Raw genomic sequence first — 17,285 nt, forward strand, 5'->3', positions numbered from 1 at the left:
ATTACTCCCCCACGGAATCGATGATCGCGGTGATCGCCGCTGAATTCGTGTAGTCCTGGCCGTTGAGACGCGCGATGGAGATTGCCATGATGTCGCGCATGTCTTTTACGACTTCGATGTCTTTCGCGATGATCGAATCGAGCGAATTGTCAGTATCCGTCGCTTGCTTGCGGAACTTCCCGGCCAGCACATCCGCCATATCGAAATCTCCGAAACCAGAAACATTCTCACACCGTCCGGCAAGCTGCCGGAGCGCCTCGAGGTCATCGAGACGTTGCTTGCAGGCACCTATCACTTGGCGTGCCGCTGCCTCGTCATCGAGGTACAACTCCCCAGCTCGAGCCTGCTCAGCAAAGCGCCGCCACGGCGATTGAGTTTCCTCAGCCATTGACTTGTCCCCCGGTCAGTTCGGAAAAACCGGAACGATCGACTCCCCAACCCGATACAGAACTGTACACGGATCTTCTCGGTCGTCGTCCGAAATTCTGCCTTGGATCTGCAGTTGCAGAACCCCACCCCGCGACGAGGGGAAGAGGACACTACAGTCCAGATCCTTGGAGAATCCCTCTACCTTGAACTGCCGCCCCTTGCGCCCCGCAACCGTAACGTCCCGGAAATCGACATTGCCCGACTTCTTCTCGAACTCCGCCACGGTCCGCCAAGTCGAATACACCGTAATCGCATACTTCTTTCCCGTCCAGCTACAGATCTCCCACCCGTGCTGATGCACCCCTGCGATTCCGCTCTCCTCCGTCGCCGGATCAACCCCCGCCGACCGCAGCACATCATCGGGAATCCCGGTGCACGGGTTGAACAATGGCGCCTCCGCAGCGCTGGAACTGGTCGATGGCGACCCCTCGGTCGTCCCACCACAAGCCGCGACAACAGCTACGACCACCGCCGCCAGAACGCTCCCCACGATCCTGCGCGCCATGCCCTCCCCTTCGACCGCCGACTCCGACACCCGACTCTATCAGCCGACCACCCCCAAGCCCGACGGCCCGAACCTCACCTCCGCGGATTCCGCGGCAAGGCGGGGTCCGAACCACTACCGGCGTCAGATCAGGCTCGCGCCGCAGAGGATCAGCACGATGGCCACACGAAGGATTACCGCCCGAGCGACGACCGGTTCGGCGGAGTTCACGACGCCGAATCCGCAACGGCCGACCCGATATACGTGCTGACATGCGGACCTGGCCGTTCGCCCGCGACTTGGGTGAACGCGTACACGCTGACGGCCCACCTGGCAGTTGCCGACCTTGCCGAGTGGGCCCGTACCCTGACGGGTCACGCACGGCCTGCGCCGGAGGCGAGTAGCAGATCGCCCGTACTTCACCGACCCGATGTCGAATGTGAAAAGGCAAGTGACGAGCGGCAACCGGACTCGCGAGGGCAAGATCGCAGCCAACGGACGGATCTGCGATTTCCGTACCCAGAGGTTGAGCGGCTGGTCGCTACGGTTGTTCCAGTACGTCGAATGGAATGGTCGCCTCGACCGGGTCGTCGAGGAGCAATACACGTCGGTGGACCGTGTGGGCAGCGTAGCGGCGACCGGACCAGTCGAGACGGTACTCCTCGATCTCTTCGATGCGTTCTTCCTTCTGGTCCAGCCGGACTATCAGGTACCGGGGAATGCCCGCGGTCGCGTATTGAATTCGCTTGTCGTTGATATCGGCGTCAATGGTCGATTCGGAGGTCACCTCGACCACCAGCAGGATGTGCTCACGCACGGTGTTGATGTCGTAGGGTTCGCAGTCCCGGATCCAGATATCGGGGTAGCGGATATTCAACCGCCGATCCGCTGTGGCGGATTCCGCGTCGGCGAATCGTGCGGCAACATCGGAGTCCACCACCATGCACGGCCCGCCGTCGCGCCGGGCTGCCTCCAACATCCCGGCCAGCCGCCGGACCACGCGGCTGTGCACCGGACTCTGCGCCATCAGCCGGACCACGCGCCCATCGACGATCTCGATGTCACCGAGCTCGGCAGTCGCCCCTTCGGCGAACTCCTCGGCCGTCACACGCAGTACCTGTTGCTCGTCGGGAGCGCTCATACCGGACATCATTGCAGTTCGAACCGGACGCGACTACGGACCCGGCTTTCGTGGTGGTCCCGGATGTGCTGATTGGCGTCCGGCCTCTTCAAGGCTCCCTATCCGATTTCGCCTCGTCATACCTGGCGCATACCCCTGCCCCGGTCAGCAACCGTCATCGGTTGTCGCGCCGTGGACAAGGCTACCCGGGGGTATGGGCACCCAGTGGCCTCGGAATCGTCGACACCGGCTGCACCGCTACCGGCACGCGACAACCTGCCCGACCACCTCGACCACCACACCTACCACCACCGACCCCGCCACGAACCCGTATGCCGACGACCGCGGCACCGCGACTCATGCGACCGGTCACCAGGAGATCTACGGCGTTCCTCGCGAGCGTGTCATGTTCGCCCGACAGCCTCGCGACCGTGTTCTCGGCCGAGTTCGGCTGGGCGCAGGCGGTCGAGAAGGGCGTCCTTGATCGGCTCGCGAGTGGTGCAGACGAGCGCGAAGCTCGCCTGCCGCATCAGTCGCTCGGCGGTGGTGTGGGCGAGCGTGGCACGGCTGCCCGTCGCGACGACGCCAGCGGCCGCAGCGAGCACCGCCGTTTGCGCGATGTCGGCGCGCAGGGCGTAGGTAGCCTCGGCATCGCCCATCACGGTGGCGAATCGCTCCCGCAACGAGGCGTATCGCGCGTCGTAGGCATCGATCCCGAGTCCGTTCAGCTCGCGCACGCATCGCGACAGCACGCCGAGAGCGAGTGCGCCGTTGATCCAGTCGGTGAGGCTGCCACGCCCGGAACGGAACTCGCCGAGCGATTTCACCCCGATGATGTGTTCGTCGGCCACGAACGCCCGATCGAAGGTGATCCGTACGGTGGCGCTGGCGTCGGCGGCGATCAGCGGGATCCGCTCGACCTCGACACCGCCCAGGTCCTGTGTCGGAACAAGCACCGTCGCAATGGATTCCGAGCCGTTGCGGGTAATCCGCACCGACACGACCACCGCGTCGACGTACTCCCACCCGGTGACGAACGGCGCGGTGCCGCTGATCGCCATGCCACCCTCGACGGCTTCGGCGAACAGTGTCGGCGCCGAGCGAGCGCCCGCGTACGACACACCGCACCGGTACGTCCCCGCGGTCATCCGCGCCAGATAGCGCTCACGCAGCGCGGCATTGTCGGCGAACGCGACCGCCCGCAGCGCTCCGAGATGTTGCGCCCACACGAAACCCGTTGCCAGACAACCGCCGATAAGGGTTGCCGCGGTGTCGATCAGAGTGCCGGGCGTCATTCCCGCCGAGAGCGGGAAGCCATAGAACCCGCGTTCCGCGAGCGCGTCGAAATGGCTCGCCGGAATCACCCCGCTGCGATCCACCTCTCCCGCGGCGCGATCGAGGACCTCCTCGACGAGCAGCTCCGCCTCACGCACCCAATTCTCGACCATTCGCCCACCCTCCAGATCACGCCATCGAACAAGGCGTCCAACGGTTTTCGCGACGCCCCGATGCTACGTGCCCGCGGCGAGCTCGGCCGGGCGAGAACCTGCGGGACCGTCAGGCGAGTTGTTCGATGCGGGTGGCGAGTTCGGCGCCGGTCAAGGTTCGCGAGCGATGACGGCGATAGTGTCGTCGCCCGCGATGGTGCCGAACGACGTAGGGCAGGGCGGCGCGGTCCAATCGGTGGCACCGCTCAGACCGCGGGGCTCGGGATCAGCGCGAACGGTGGCCGCCGTAATCGCCGGGCTTGGGGGTAGCGATGATCGAGGCCTGTTCTTCGCCACGATCAAGGCCCGAGCAGCGTCTACTCCCCTAGCGGCCTAACCGCGATGAAGGCGGCGAGTTCACGCGGGTCGCGGTGTCGGTCGTACTGTCTCAGGAGCTCGATGTACCGACGCTTATCCAGCTCCCAGTCGTACAGCTCTAAACTCCCTTCGTCCTGGGCTGCGGTGAACACAAGATCCGCGAGCAGGCGGGTGGTCCGGCCGTTACCGTCGGTGAACGGGTGAATCCGGACGGCCTCGGCGTGGGCCGCGATACCGAGTTGGCGCGGCGTCCAATCGTCGGCATGCTGCCAGCGGTAGTGGATTGTTTCCAACGAGCCTCGAAGTTCGACCGCGATCTGTTCGGGAGCGACCCCGATATTGAGCTCCCGTCTGCGGAATACGCCCGCCCACTGCCAAATGTCGCCGTAAAGGCGGCGGTGCAGATCCCGCAGGAAGTGATCGGTGAGCAGATTATCGAGAACCAGGCTGCCGTCGATCACCGCGGTCATGAGTTCCTCGGTCGCCTCTGCCTGGACGGCCTGTTCGAGGTCGTACAGAGCGGCTTTGCTGACCGGCTCTTCGAGCAGCTCGCGGATATTGGGGAGCAGCATGCTCGCTTCGTCGTCGGATACCGGTGTCTCCCCGTAGTCCGGCGCGAGGGGCATCAAGCTTTCCGTCGGCGTTCGGCCAAGAACTGCGCGACCCGTTCGGAGCGAATGTAACCGGCAGGCACTGTGCGCCGTTCCAGACGTGCCGACGCCTTGGTCGACCGCACGGCTGACCGCTTTACCGCTTCCTTGGTCACCGTTGCTTTGGCCACCGCACGACGTTCCACCACCGCACCTTTCCTCGTCTCGTCACGCAATCTTACAGCTCGGCAGGAGGGCGAGTAATTCATGCGGGCGACGAGATCGTCGCCGGTTTGGGGCCCGGGCGATGACGATGTGCTGGCCGATGCTGATGTGGGCGGTGTCGCGGCGGTCCACTACGAGGATGAATCCATCGGGATTGCGGCCGCCGCGAAACTCGACTCCGACAACATGGATGGATGCTCCGCTGGTGGATCTGTACAGCACGTCACCGGTGGTGATTTCGCCGGAGTCGAGTCAGCCGACGACGAGCAGGCTCCCCGTCCGGTGATGTCGAAGATGTCGGCGACGGTGAAGTCGACCTGGTTCGTGGCCGATCCCTGACGCTCCTGCGCTGTGCCGCCCGAGTCCCGACCTCGCTCGTCAGGCGAGTTGTTCGATGCGGGCGGCGAGTTCGGCGCCGGTCAAGGGTTCACGGGCGATGACGGCGATGGTGTCGTCGCCCGCGATGGTGCCGACGACGTAGGGCAGGGCCGCGCGGTCCAAGGCGCTGGCGAGGTAGTGGGCGGCGCCCGGGGGTGTGCGCAGGACGGCAATGTTGCCGCTGGCGTCGGTGGAGACGAGCAGGTCACCGAGGAGTTTGGAGAGTCGGTCGGTGCCGCCGGTCACACCGCGGACGGGACTGCCGTCCTCGGGCACCACGTAGACGCCCGCGCCGCCGTCGGCCGCGCGCAGTTTCACCGCGCCCAGCTCGTCGAGATCACGCGACAGGGTTGCTTGGGTGGTCTCGATGCCTTCGGCGGCCAGCAGCGCGGCCAGTTCGGTCTGACTGCGCACCGAGTGCGCGGAGAGCAGCTCGATGATGCGTGACTGCCGCCCGGCGCGGGTGCGGGCGATCGCCGGCCCCTTGCCGGGCACCGTCGCGTCGATGCTCATGCCTCCACCTCGCCGGCGCTCGGCTCCGACATGCGCGAAGCGCGCTGGCACATGATTCGCTCACTACGTTCGCTCATGCCTACACCTCGCCGACGCTCGGCTCCGACATGCGCGAAGCACCGACACACGGTTCGCTCAGCGCGTTCACTCATCGTCGCCCCTCCAGCACCGGCGCGGTTTGTCGCCCGATCACGCCGCACCGCCCTGACGTCTGGCCAGTAGCCACACGAGCAGCGCCTTCTGCGCGTGCAGCCGGTTCTCCGCCTCGTCCCAGACCACGCTGTGCGGTCCGTCGAGCACCTCGTCGGTGATCTCCTCGCCGCGATGCGCCGGAAGGCAGTGCAGCACAACGGCATCCGGCTCGGCGTTGGCCAGCAGCGCGTCGTCGAGGCGGAACGGGCGGAACGGGCCGACCCGGTCGAGTCCGTCGTTCTCCTGGCCCATCGAGGTCCAGGTGTCGGTGACCAGCGCGTCGGCGCCCGCCGCGGCGGCCACCGGGTCTCCGGTGACGGTGATCGTCGCCCCGGTCTCGGCGGCCCGCTTGCGCGCGTCCTCCAGAATCCACGGCAGCGGCTCGAAGCCCACCGGCGCGGCGATGGTCACGTTCAACCCGGCGGTGACGCCGCCGAGCAGCAGCGAGTGCGCCATGTTGTTCGCGCCGTCGCCGAAGTACGTGAGGTTGCGCCCGGTCAGGTCGCCCTTGCGTTCCCGCAGGGTGAGCAGGTCGGCGAGCACCTGGCAGGGATGGAACTCGTTGGACAGCGCGTTCACCACCGGAACCGTTGCCGCCGAGGCCATTTCGTCCAAACGGACCTGCTCGAAGGTGCGCCAGACGATGGCGTCGACGTAACGGGAGAGCACCCGTCCGGTGTCGGCGAGGGTCTCCTCGCGCCCGAGCTGGGTGTCGCGGCCGTCGACCACCACGGCGTGCCCGCCGAGCTGGGCGATGCCCATCTCGAAGGAGAAGCGCGTGCGGGTGGAGTTCTTCTCGAAGATCACCCCGACACCGCGCGGACCGTCCAGCGGGCGGTGCGCGAACGGGTTCTTCTTGAGTTCCGCCGCCAGCGTGAGGATTTCGGCCTGTTCGGCGGGCGAGACGTCGTCGTCGCGTAGGAAGTGCCGCAACTCGCTCATGCCTGCGCCTCGCTGCCGCTCGGCTCCGGCATGCGCGGGGCGCGCTGGCACATGATTCGCTCACTTCGTTCGCTCATTACCGGGCCTCCTTCGCGTCCGCCGCCGCGCCGTCTAGAATTCCCGGCAGATCGGCGACGAAGTTGTCCGACTGGGTCTCGGTGAGCACCAGCGGCGGTGCCAGCCGGATGATATTCGGCTTGGGTGCGTTCACGAGGTACCCCGCTTCTCGCGCCCGGGCCTCGACGTGTGCCGAAACGTCCTGGGTCAGGACGATTCCCAGCAGCAGACCGGCGCCGCGCACGTGATCGATCAGCGGATGCTGGAGCAGTTCGATGCCGTCGCTGAGCCGCTTGCCGACCGACTCGACGTGGGCGAGCAGATCGGTCTCGTCGATGGTGCGCAGCACCGCGAGCGCCGCCGCCGCGCACACCGGGTTGCCGCCGAAGGTGGTGCCGTGCAGGCCGGGGGTGAGCAGCTCGGCCGCCCGGCCGTTGGCCAGCACCGCGCCGATCGGCAGACCGCCGCCGAGGCCCTTGGCCAGGGTGATCACGTCGGGCACGATGCCGACGGACTGGTGCGCGTAGAACTTTCCGGTGCGGCCGATGCCGGTCTGCACCTCGTCGAGCACCAGCAGCGCGCCGTGCCGCGCGGTGATCTCGCGCGCCTTGACCAGGTAGTCGATCGGCGGGACCACCACGCCGCTCTCCCCCATCATGGGTTCGAGGAACACCGCGGCGGTCTCGTCGTCGACCGCCGCTTCCAGCGCGGCCGCGTCGCCGTAGGGCACGTGCACCACGCCGGGCGGCATGGGCTCGAACGGCGCCCGCTTGGACGGCTGGCCGGTGAGCGCGAGCGCGCCCATGGTGCGACCGTGGAACGCCTCCTCGCAGGCGACGATCTTGGTCCGCCCGGTCAACCGGGCGATCTTGAACGCCGCCTCGTTGGCCTCGGTGCCCGAGTTGCAGAAGAACGCCTTGCCCTCGCCGTCGCCGAAGTGGGCGAGCAGCCGCTCGGCCAGTTCGACGACCGGTTCGCTGACATACAGATTGGAGACGTGCCCGAGGGTGCCCAGCTGCTCGGTGACCGCGGCGAGGATCGCCGGGTGCGCATGGCCGAGGCTGTTGACCGCGATACCGCCGAGGAAATCGACGTAGCGCTTGCCGTCCGCGTCGTAGACCACGGCGCCAGCGCCGCGCACCAGCGCGACCTTCGGCGTGCCGTAGTTGTTCATCATCGCGGCGGACCACCGCTGCTGCAATTCGTCGACAGTACTCATGATTTCGTTCCGTTCGGTGCGCCGGTCCCGGCCGGGGCGGGCGTCACCATCGTTCCGATTCCTTCTCCGGTGAACAGCTCGAGCAGGACCGAGTGCGGGACCCGTCCGTCGATCACGTGCGCGGTCGGGACGCCGCCGAGCACGGCGCGCAAGCAGGCTTCCATCTTTGGCACCATGCCCGCATCCAGGCTCGGCAGCAAGGCGGCCAGCTCGACGGCGTCGATGTGGCTGGTCAGCGAGGAGCGGTCGGGCCAGTCGGTGTACAGGCCCTCCACGTCGGTCAGCACGACGAGTTTCTCCGCGCCGATGCCCTCGGCGAGCGCGGCGGCCGCGGTGTCGGCGTTGATGTTGTGCACCACGCCATCGGCGTCCGGGGCGATGGTGGAGACCACCGGGATGCGTCCGGCGCCGATCAGGTCGAGCACCGCATCGGGGTTGACCTCGGTGACGTCGCCGACCAAGCCGATGTCGGTCGCCTCGCCGTCCACGTCGACGGTGCGCCGGGTCGCGGTGAACAGTCCGGCGTCCTCGCCGGAGATGCCGACGGCGTAGGGCCCGTGCGCGTTGATCAGCCCGACCAGCTCGCGGCCGACCTGACCGAACAGCACCATCCGCACCACGTCCATCACCTCGGGCGTGGTGACGCGGAAGCCGCCGCGGAATTCCCCTTGCAGCCCGAGCCTTTTCAGCATGGCGCTGATCTGCGGGCCGCCGCCGTGCACCACGACGGGGTGCACGCCGACGGTGCGCAGGAACGCCATGTCCGCGGCGAACGCGCGCTTGAGGTCGTCGTCGATCATGGCGTTGCCGCCGTACTTCACCACGACGATCTTGTCGCGGAACTTCTGCAACCAGGGCAGCGCGTCGGCCAGGACATGCGCCTTGTCCAGTGCGGAGAACTGGTGAATCGCCGGACTCGTCATGAGCTGTATGCCGAATTCTCTTCGACGTAACCGTGCGACAGGTCGGTGGTGCGGACCATGGCCGTGCCGTCGCCGACGTTCAGCTCGACGAGCACGTCGATGTCCGCGCCGGACAGGTCGACCTGGCGGGCGCCCGGCGCGCCGACGCTGTCGACGCAGACCGGATTCCCGTTGAACGACACCGAGATCCGGTTCGGGTCCAAGGTGATCGGCGCGATGCCGACCGCGGCGAGCACCCGGCCCCAGTTCGGGTCGGAGCCGAACAGGGCGGTCTTGACCAGGCTGTCGCGGGCGATCGCGCGGGCGGCGATCAGCGCCTGCTCCTCGTCGACCGCGCCGGTGACGGTGATCGTCACCCGCTTGGTGACGCCCTCGGCGTCGGCCATCAGCTGGGCGGCCAGGTCGTCGCAGACCGCGAGCACTGCGGCGTCGAGTTCCTCCTGCGACGGCGAGACCTCGCTGGCACCGTTGGCCAGCAGCAGCACCGTGTCGTTGGTCGAGCAGGAGCCGTCCACGTCGAGCCGGTCGAAGGTGAGCCGGGTGGCGGCGCGCAGCGCCTTGTCGAGCTGTTCGGCGCTCACCGCGGCGTCGGTGGTCAGCACGACGAGCATGGTGGCCAGCGAGGGGGCGAGCATGCCCGCACCCTTGGCCATGCCGCCCACGTTCCACTTGTCGCGGTGGTGGAAAGCGGCTTCCTTGGGCACGGTGTCGGTGGTCATGATGGCGTGGGCCGCGTCGGCGCCGCCGGACATGCCGCCGCCCATCTCGTGCACGATCTCGGTGACGCCGGGCAGCAGCTTCTCCATCGGCAGCCGGTCGCCGATCAAACCGGTCGAACAGACGGCGATTTCGCCCGCGCCGGTCTCGGTGCCCCAGTTGCTCAGCGCCTCGGCGAGCTTCTCGGCGGTCTGGTGGGTGTCCTGGAAGCCGCCGGGACCGGTGCAGGCGTTCGCACCGCCGGAATTGAGGATCACGGCGCGCAGCCTGCCGGACTTCAGCACCTGCTGGGACCACAGCACCGGCGCGGCCTTCACCTGGTTACGGGTGAACACGCCCGCCGCGGCGTATTCCGGGCCTTCGTTGAAGACCAGCGCGAGATCGGGCTTGCCGCTCGCCTTGATGCCCGCGGCGATGCCCGCGGCGCGGAAGCCGAGCGGCGCGGTCACGCCCTGGCTGCGGACGAGCTTGCCGTTCGCGCTCTCCGTCGAGGTACCAGCGGTTGTCGTCACGGTGCCACTCCTACGGTGGTGAGGCCCTCGGTCTCGTCGAATCCGACGGCCAGGTTCATGGACTGGACCGCGGCGCCCGCGGTGCCCTTGGTCAGGTTGTCGATCGCGCCGATCACCACGAGCTGTCCCGCGTCGGTGTCCACCGCGACCTGCAGGGTGACGGCGTTGGAGCCGAGCACCGAACCGGTCTGCGGGAGCACGCCTTCGGGGAGCAGATGCACGAAAGGCTCGTCGGCGTAGGCCTTTTCGTAGACGGCGCGGGCCTGCGCGGCGTCCACCGCTGTCGGCGCGGTGCAGGTGGCCAGGATGCCGCGCGGCATCGGGGCGAGCACCGGGGTGAACGACACCGCGACGTCGACGCCACCGGCGGCCTTCAGGTTCTGCGCGATCTCCGGGGTGTGCCGGTGCGCGCCCGCGATGTTGTAGGCGCGGGCCGAACCCATCACCTCCGAGCCGAGCAGGCCGACGTCCAGTTTGCGGCCCGCGCCGGAGGTGCCGCTCACCGCGACGACCGTCACCTGCGGCTCGATGATCCCGGCGGCCACGGCAGGCGCGAGGGCCAGGCTGGCGACCGTCGGGTAGCAGCCCGGCACCGCGATCCTGGTCGCGCCGCGCAGCGCGTCCCGGCCGCCGGGCAGTTCCGGCAGACCGTAGGGCCAGCTGCCCGCGTGCGCGCTGCGGTAGTACTTCTCCCAGGCGGCGGCGTCGCGCAGGCGGTAGTCGGCGCCGCAGTCGATGATCACGGTGGATTCGGGCAACGCCTGCGCGATGGCGGCGGACTGACCGTGCGGCAGACCGAGGAAGACCACGTCGTGGCCCGCCAGCTCCTCGGCGGTGGTCGGGGCGAGCACCCGGTCGGCCAGCGGCAGCAGATGCGGCTGGTGCTCGCCGAGGGTGGTTCCGGCGTTCGAACCCGCGGTCAGCGCCCCGATCTCGAGGCGCCCGGCTCGGTAGCGTGGATGCCCGAGCAGCAGGCGCAGCACCTCGCCGCCCGCGTACCCGCTCGCACCGGCAACAGCAACCCGCAACAGGGGCGCATCCGAATCAGCCATGAAATGATTATGCACGACTATGCAATCCCATTCATGGACGGGGTGCGACAAGCGTTCGAACTCGCGGTGGCGAGCTCTCGATCGACGGCGTGCGCAGCGGGACCGACTCCCTCGCCACCGCGACGGCCGGCACGAACGACACCCACAGGAGTGGCGTTACCCGGCGGGGCTCGAAATATCGATCCGATTCCGGAAATCGGAAGAAGATCGGATCGAGAACGCCGGAGCGGATGGTTCCGGGAGTCGATCTGGGGATGGCGGCCGGTGCGGCTGCTGGACGGCACGCAGCTGCGCTAGCGACCGGACGAAACCACGATACCGATGCCCTCCAGGTGGCGCACACGCCTCGTTTCAGCCGCTCGATGCCGAGCTGGAGACGGCCAGTGTGTTGTGCCCCGCCTCCCGGTCGTACAACCCTGGCAGTAGCCCGGTATGCCGGTCGTGCGCCGAGGCAAGAGGGCCCCTCCGTGAACTGTGCGCGTGACGCCACTCGCCGCCGCGCCGCGCGGAGCGCAGGCGTCGACGGCGAGACGAAGGGTCTGCCGGCTGATTCGGCCGAGTATCAGGAGTGGGTGCGACTGCGCATGGCGTCGATGGCCGCGAGAATGCCCTTCTTGTCGTAGCTGCCGGTGGGCAGAGTGGCGCCGTGGGCGTGGCGGACGATGCCTTCGCGGTCGACGAGGACGCTGCCGCTCTGCTGCATCGAACCGAAGACCTTCCGAGTCAGGCCGACCGACTCGTGCGGAGTTCCGGCCGAGCCGACCAGGACGGGGAACGGGATGCTGTGCTCGGTCTTCCACGCGAGCCCGGCGACACGGTCCTCGGGTATCGCGATGAGGACACGGATGCCGGCGGCGTCGAACTCGTTCCGGCGCGCGACCAGATCACGAACATGCCGGTTGCAGATCGGGCACGACGTGGACCGCATGAAATACAGCAGTGCGCCGTGCGCGCCACGGTGGTCGGACAGGCGCCAAGCCTGCCCGGCGGTGTCTTCGAGTTCCAGTTCCGGGGCGGGGGATCCGGGAGTGAGCATGACGGGACTTTCCTTCGATTCAGGGGGCTGAGTTGATCTCGAGTGGCGGCCGCGGAGGGTCCGGCGGCGGCCGAGGTCATGGGTGGTGGACGAGGCTGTGCCGGATCGCGGCGCGTGCGCGGTGCAGCTGCGATTTCATCGCCGCGACGCTCAGGCCGAGCGCGTCGGCCGTCGTCCGCCCGGGATAGCCGAGCACATCGCGCATGATCAGGACACGGCGCTGGAGATCGGGCAAGGCGGCGATGGCGTTGGCGAGCTCGTCGGCGTCGAGCATGCGCAGGACTTCGTCCTCGGCGGAGGCGACGGCGTCTTCGGCGGTGACAGCGGTCTCCGGCCTGCTGTCGAGCAGGTGCCGGGCGCGGCGCAGGCATTCGTTGCGAACGATGCGGAACATCCACGACGCGAGGGCTGTGGTGGCGCGCAGCGTCCCGATCTTGCGGTACAGGGTGATGAGTGCCTCTTGGGCGGCCTCTTCGGCGTCATCGGAGGACGCGCACAGATGGTGCGCGAAGCGCCGCACGTGCGGATGCGCCCCGTACACGATCGCGGAGATCGCTTCCCGGTCACCGCGCTGGGCCGCGGCCACGAGCTGTTCACCAGCCCATCCGCGTTCCATTCCACCCACCTCCCAGGCAGTCCGGCGATTGCGCCGCGGGTTGGACAGCACAGGCCTGCGCGGTTCTTCGTCTCGGTTCGATTGTCACAACCATAAGAGCGTTCGCGGCCGCGAAAGGATTCGAACCACGCGGAAGTCTCCGAGATGGCCGACCTACCCGGCAGCGGCAGTGTGCCGGGCCGGGGCGATGGCGACCAGCGAGTTCCGGCCGGAGCGGCGTTCGAGGGATACCGTCGGCGCTATGGACAAGGCGACGGCATTCCACGATCTGCACCATCGCTCGATCCCGCTGGTGCTGCCGAACGCGTGGGACTTCGCGTCGGCGGCCGTGCTGGCCGCCGAGGGATTCCCGGCGATCGGCACCACCAGTCTCGGCGTCGCGGCCGCCGCTGGGGTGCCCGACGGCACCGGCGTCACCGGCGCGGAGACCCTGGCGCTGGCGCGGCGGCTCTCGCGGCTCGCCGTGCCGGTGACCGTCGACATCGAGGGCGGCTTCAGCGACGAGCCGGGCGAGGTGGCGGAGTTCGTGGCCGAGCTGGACGCGCTCGGCATCGCGGGGGTCAACATCGAGGACGGGCGGGCCGATGCTGCGCTGGCCGACCCCGAACAGCAGGCGACGCTGATCGCCGCGATCAAGGAGCGCACACCCGCGGTGTTCGTCAACGCGCGGGTCGACACGCACTGGCTCGGCATCGACCCCGAATCCACGCTGGAGCGGGCCGACCGGTACGCGCGGGCGGGCGCCGACGGTCTCTTCGTCCCCGGGCTCGCCGAGCCGGACGCGATCCGGCGTGTGGTCGAGTCCGTGCCGCTGCCGGTAAACATCCTCTACTCCGTCGGCGGCCCCACGGTCGCCGAGCTGGCGGCGCTCGGCGTGCGACGGATCAGCACCGGGTCCCTGCTCTACCGGGCAGCTCTGGCGGCGGCCGTCGACGTGGCGGACGCGGTGCGCGCGGGACGACCGGTCGCCGCGGGCATCCCGAGCTACCGCGATATCCAGAAGAGCTCGCTGTCGTGAAGTGGGGCGCGGACCAACCCTGACGGCGCTCGCCTGGTTGGCCGAGTCGCCGAACTCGATGCGAGACCCTGGGCGGGCTCTGGTCGGCGAAGGCGCCTTCGCCGCGTGATCCGGGCCGTAACGGACTCGTCGCGAAATTCAGCCGGGACGTGCCCGAGATCGCCCAGGGCCGCTGCTTCGCGAGCGTCCGCGCCGCGGCAGACTCCACACGGCAACCCCGGCTGGAACCGGCCTAATCGCCGAGGCCGCAGCCGCGCAAATATCGCACCGCGACGGACTCCACGCGGCACCCCAGCCGGGACCGGCCTGATCACCGAGAGGACCGCCCCTTCGATGTCTGTGCCACTACGGACTCCGCACCACACCCCGGCCGGGATCGGGGTCATCGCTGAGGGCAGCAGCTACGCGAATGCGTGCGCGGCGACAAACTCCGCGCGACACCCCCCGACCGCGCCGCGACAGACTCCGCCCGGAACCCCCGCTGAGGTCGGCCTCAGATCGCCGAGGACCGCTGCTTCGCGAGCATCTGCGCCGCGACCTCGGGGTAAGATTCCGGCCGGAAGCGGCCTGTGGTCGCCGCGGGCTGTTCTACGAGAGTCTCTGCGGCCCAATGGCCGCGGCTCGCGTCGATACCCGCCGGAAAAGTCGGCGCGTCCACGCCCGTTCCCATGAGCCTGCTTCCCATCGGCGCCGTCGGCCGACATAACCGCACCCAGCCGACGCGGGCGGTCGCGGGTTGTTTTCGCCCGAACATCACGGTCCGGCATCGCGCCGAAGCCGACTTCTGCCGCACTGCGGTCCGCACCGAAACCCTCACTCCCCCAACGGCACTCGTCAACGCGAATAGCCGACTACGGCGAAATACCGCTCGCGCCATGAGATTCGCGCCGATTCAGCCCGCGAAAGCCGGCCCGATCCAAGGAGTCGGGCGCGCTCATCTCACGGCGATCACGATCACCCGAAATGATGTCGAACGCCCATTCTGATGCACGTACATATAAAAATGTGACGCCACTCCCATTCGAAAGAATTCGAGCTCTCCAACAGGGTTGCCGAGGCGTATATGCGCCTCTACCTGGCGTTTCTTCGCAATTCGGGCGCACCGATCAGGGGCTCAGATGGTCCGGCAACGGCCCCAAACCTCGCAAATCGTTCCGCCCGACGAGACCGTTACCACATTTATTCAGTGATCCGAACCACATTTTCGTTTGAAAAACACATCGGCGTGATTACCGATTTCCCCGGCCTCAACTGCGCGTATGCCGACTCGAGCGACCGAGCGATCTGTCAACTCGGACGTTATTGCCACGTGATCTGCCGAGATTTGTTCGTTATCGTCGGTGACGGCCCGATCGAACGCGACGGGCTCGAGCTCGAACCGCCGAACACCGGCAACCCTGTCCCGCGGTTCGAGAACCCCCGACATCAACTGGGGACAGGGACTCGACCTATCGCTGGTCGAGCCGGCGGGCGCAGTCAGGAAAACCATATGTCTCAGACCCGCAAGTTCAGCACCCGTGTCGCCGGCCTCACCGTCGCCCTCGGCGCCCTCGTTGCCGTCCCGTTCGGTCTGGCCACGGCCACCGCTTCCGCCTCCAGCCACAACTGGGACGCTGTCGCTCAGTGCGAGAGCGGCGGCAACTGGTCCACCGACACCGGTAACGGCTTCTCCGGTGGCCTGCAGTTCACCGACAGCACCTGGGCCGCCAACGGTGGCTCCGGCGCCCCGGAGCACGCGAGCCGCGAGGAGCAGATCCGCGTCGCCGAGAACGTGCTCGCCACGCAGGGCCCCGGCGCTTGGCCGGTGTGCGGCTCCTACCTCTGAGCGTAACGCCGACTTCGACGGCCCTGTCACCCGCCCGGGTGACAGGGCCGTCGCGCTATTTCCGGACGACGCGCTCGCCCTCGCCCGGTTTCCAGATCGTGATGGCGAGCTGCTCGTCGGTGATCTCCACGCACGACGCCCCCGTGATGTCGGCGACATAGAAGTGGTCGAACTCCTGGCCCCGGATGTCGAAGCCGCTCTCCTCGAACAGGTTCTGCGCGAACCGCGCGTGCGTTTCGCGGTCCGGCAGGTCGGTGACGGAGCCGAACAGTTTCGCGTCGCCGTCGCCGACCATCGTGTCCACGGTAGCGGTGTGCAGGCAGAACCGAGGATCGCGGGCGAGGTCCTTGAACTTGGTTGTGCCGGGCATGCCGACGATCACCAGCATGCCCTCGAAGATCCTCGGCTCCACCGGACTGATCCGCGGCGACCCGTCGGCGCGGAGCGTGGCCAGCATGCACAGGTTGCCGGTCGCTTTGTGGCGCCGGCTGAAGACGGTCGAGATCTTCGGCGCTTCTTCGGTGAACGGGGTCCAAAAGGTCATGCCGGGGACGCTACGCCGGAAACTTGACAGATCGCGTCACGGTTTCCGGCTAGTCTTCCGAACATGCGAGCGAGTCGACTGGTGCAGCTGTTGTTGCTGCTACAGACGAGGGGCCGGGTCTCAGCGCCCGAGCTGGCGGCCGAGCTGGAGGTGTCGGTCCGGACGGTCTACCGCGACGTCGAGGCGCTCTCCGCGGCGGGCGTCCCCGTGTACAGCGAGCCGGGCCGCGGCGGCGGCATCCGGCTCGTCGACGGCTATCGAACCCGGCTGACCGGCCTGACCTCGGAGGAAGCCGACGCGGTACTGCTGGCCGGACTGCCGGACGCCGCCGCCGACCTCGGCCTCGGCACAGTGCTGGCCACCGCGCAGCTCAAGGTGCTCGCGGCACTGCCGCCCGAGCTACGCGGCCGGGCGACCAGGATCGCCGAACGGGTGCACATCGACGCGCCGGGTTGGTTCCACCGCCCCGAGGACACGCCGACGCTGGCCACCATCGCCGACGCGCTGTGGCACGACCGCAGGCTCGACATCCGCTACGGGCGCAAGGACGGCGAGGTGCGCAGGCTGCTCGACCCGCTCGGGCTGGTGTCCAAGGCGGGCACCTGGTATCTCGTCGCCCGCCAGGGCGCCGACATCCGCTCCTACCGGGTCAGCCGGATTCTCGAGGCCGCGCCGACCGGCGAATTCTTCAGCAGGCCGGGCGATTTCGAGCTGGCCACGCACTGGGCCGCGGCGCAGCACGAGTTCGCACGGTCGATGTTGCGGGTCAGGGCGCGCTGCCGGATCGACGCGAAGCACGTGCGCCTGCTGCGGCTCGGGTTCGAACCCGCCGCGGTCGCCGAGGCCCTGGCCTCGATGAGCGAGCCGGACGCCGCGGGCTGGGTGATCGTCACGCTGGCCGCCGAGTCGTACCCGATCCTTGCCCACGGCATCCTGCCGCTCGGCGAGCACGCCGAGATCCTCGATCCGCCCGAGCTGCGCGCCCAGCTCGCACACACCGCGACGGCGATGGCGAAGCGCTATGGCCGGCGCAGCTCCGGCGGTGCGCCGCCGACCTGACCGGCGCAGCGCGGCTCGGACCAGGCGGC

Annotated in this window: 19 protein-coding genes; 4 read left to right on the plus strand and 15 right to left on the minus strand. The window is 68.3% G+C overall.

Annotation, left to right across the window (positions count from 1 at the left end):
• Position 1 precedes the first annotated feature (1 nt).
• The 5 genes from NX1_RS36575 to NX1_RS27365 all read right to left on the minus strand — a co-directional run bounded on the left by NX1_RS36575 (position 2) and on the right by NX1_RS27365 (position 4,464).
• A complete protein-coding gene (locus tag NX1_RS36575) occupies positions 2-388 on the minus strand; it encodes a hypothetical protein (protein ID WP_157120109.1) in 387 nt (128 codons plus the stop codon).
• A 15-nt stretch (positions 389-403) separates the two neighbouring features.
• On the minus strand, positions 404-934 hold the full coding sequence (locus NX1_RS27350; RefSeq protein ID WP_084501805.1) for a DUF3558 domain-containing protein: 531 nt from the start codon (positions 932-934) through the stop codon (positions 404-406).
• Positions 935-1,454: 520 nt separating this feature from the next.
• Complete coding sequence (locus NX1_RS27355) at positions 1,455-2,054, minus strand: Uma2 family endonuclease (RefSeq protein ID WP_068065246.1); 600 nt, start codon at positions 2,052-2,054, stop codon at positions 1,455-1,457.
• Between the two features lie 383 nt (positions 2,055-2,437).
• Positions 2,438-3,481, minus strand: a complete 1,044-nt coding sequence (locus NX1_RS27360; protein ID WP_068065249.1) for an acyl-CoA dehydrogenase family protein — start codon at positions 3,479-3,481, stop codon at positions 2,438-2,440.
• 356 nt (positions 3,482-3,837) lie between these two features.
• The gene (locus NX1_RS27365; RefSeq protein ID WP_068065252.1) at positions 3,838-4,464 is read right to left on the minus strand and encodes a Fic family protein; all 627 of its coding nucleotides are present in this window, start codon (positions 4,462-4,464) and stop codon (positions 3,838-3,840) included.
• A gap of 231 nt (positions 4,465-4,695) precedes the next feature.
• Here NX1_RS27365 and NX1_RS27370 point away from each other — a divergent pair, with 231 nt between their 5' ends.
• Complete coding sequence (locus tag NX1_RS27370) at positions 4,696-4,992, plus strand: hypothetical protein (protein ID WP_157120111.1); 297 nt, start codon at positions 4,696-4,698, stop codon at positions 4,990-4,992.
• 39 nt (positions 4,993-5,031) lie between these two features.
• Here the strand turns inward: NX1_RS27370 and NX1_RS27375 are convergent, their stop codons facing one another.
• The 8 genes from NX1_RS27375 to NX1_RS27410 all read right to left on the minus strand — a co-directional run bounded on the left by NX1_RS27375 (position 5,032) and on the right by NX1_RS27410 (position 12,810).
• On the minus strand, positions 5,032-5,544 hold the full coding sequence (locus tag NX1_RS27375) for an arginine repressor (protein ID WP_068065258.1): 513 nt from the start codon (positions 5,542-5,544) through the stop codon (positions 5,032-5,034).
• Positions 5,545-5,733: 189 nt separating this feature from the next.
• Positions 5,734-6,678 (minus strand): ornithine carbamoyltransferase, encoded by a 945-nt coding sequence (argF, locus tag NX1_RS27380; protein ID WP_068065261.1) that lies wholly within the window; start codon positions 6,676-6,678, stop codon positions 5,734-5,736.
• A 76-nt stretch (positions 6,679-6,754) separates the two neighbouring features.
• Positions 6,755-7,954, minus strand: a complete 1,200-nt coding sequence (locus NX1_RS27385; RefSeq protein WP_068065264.1) for an acetylornithine transaminase — start codon at positions 7,952-7,954, stop codon at positions 6,755-6,757.
• Positions 7,951-8,877: an acetylglutamate kinase gene (argB, locus tag NX1_RS27390; protein WP_068065267.1), complete on the minus strand. Its 927-nt coding sequence runs from the start codon at positions 8,875-8,877 to the stop codon at positions 7,951-7,953. Before argB ends, NX1_RS27385 begins: the two co-directional genes overlap by 4 nt.
• Positions 8,874-10,106 (minus strand): bifunctional glutamate N-acetyltransferase/amino-acid acetyltransferase ArgJ, encoded by a 1,233-nt coding sequence (gene argJ / locus NX1_RS27395; RefSeq protein ID WP_068065270.1) that lies wholly within the window; start codon positions 10,104-10,106, stop codon positions 8,874-8,876. Before argJ ends, argB begins: the two co-directional genes overlap by 4 nt.
• A complete protein-coding gene (gene argC, locus NX1_RS27400; RefSeq protein ID WP_068065272.1) occupies positions 10,103-11,158 on the minus strand; it encodes an N-acetyl-gamma-glutamyl-phosphate reductase in 1,056 nt (351 codons plus the stop codon). The genes argJ and argC overlap by 4 nt, the downstream gene beginning before the upstream one ends.
• Before the next feature lie 562 nt (positions 11,159-11,720).
• Positions 11,721-12,194 carry a peroxiredoxin family protein gene (locus NX1_RS27405; protein ID WP_068065275.1) on the minus strand — a complete coding sequence of 158 codons (474 nt, stop codon included), beginning with the start codon at positions 12,192-12,194 and terminating at the stop codon, positions 11,721-11,723.
• 76 nt (positions 12,195-12,270) lie between these two features.
• A complete protein-coding gene (locus NX1_RS27410; RefSeq protein WP_068065335.1) occupies positions 12,271-12,810 on the minus strand; it encodes an RNA polymerase sigma factor in 540 nt (179 codons plus the stop codon).
• 241 nt (positions 12,811-13,051) lie between these two features.
• On the opposite strand from NX1_RS27410, the gene NX1_RS27415 reads away from it, so the two are divergent.
• The gene (locus NX1_RS27415) at positions 13,052-13,828 is read left to right on the plus strand and encodes an isocitrate lyase/PEP mutase family protein (RefSeq protein WP_068065278.1); all 777 of its coding nucleotides are present in this window, start codon (positions 13,052-13,054) and stop codon (positions 13,826-13,828) included.
• Between the two features lie 493 nt (positions 13,829-14,321).
• Here NX1_RS27415 and NX1_RS36580 read toward each other — a convergent pair whose 3' ends face one another.
• The gene (locus NX1_RS36580) at positions 14,322-14,498 is read right to left on the minus strand and encodes a hypothetical protein (RefSeq protein WP_157120113.1); all 177 of its coding nucleotides are present in this window, start codon (positions 14,496-14,498) and stop codon (positions 14,322-14,324) included.
• Positions 14,499-15,317: 819 nt separating this feature from the next.
• Here NX1_RS36580 and NX1_RS27420 point away from each other — a divergent pair.
• Positions 15,318-15,653, plus strand: a complete 336-nt coding sequence (locus NX1_RS27420) for a transglycosylase family protein (protein WP_068065281.1) — start codon at positions 15,318-15,320, stop codon at positions 15,651-15,653.
• 55 nt (positions 15,654-15,708) lie between these two features.
• Here NX1_RS27420 and NX1_RS27425 read toward each other — a convergent pair whose 3' ends face one another.
• Positions 15,709-16,197, minus strand: coding sequence for a pyridoxamine 5'-phosphate oxidase family protein (locus tag NX1_RS27425; RefSeq protein ID WP_068065284.1), 489 nt, complete (start codon positions 16,195-16,197; stop codon positions 15,709-15,711).
• A 63-nt stretch (positions 16,198-16,260) separates the two neighbouring features.
• Between NX1_RS27425 and NX1_RS27430 the strand changes: the two genes are divergently transcribed.
• Positions 16,261-17,256: a helix-turn-helix transcriptional regulator gene (locus tag NX1_RS27430; protein WP_068065287.1), complete on the plus strand. Its 996-nt coding sequence runs from the start codon at positions 16,261-16,263 to the stop codon at positions 17,254-17,256.
• Positions 17,257-17,285: the final 29 nt, after the last annotated feature.

The organism is Nocardia xishanensis NBRC 101358 (assembly GCF_001613365.1).
GTDB classification, from domain to species: domain Bacteria; phylum Actinomycetota; class Actinomycetes; order Mycobacteriales; family Mycobacteriaceae; genus Nocardia; species Nocardia xishanensis.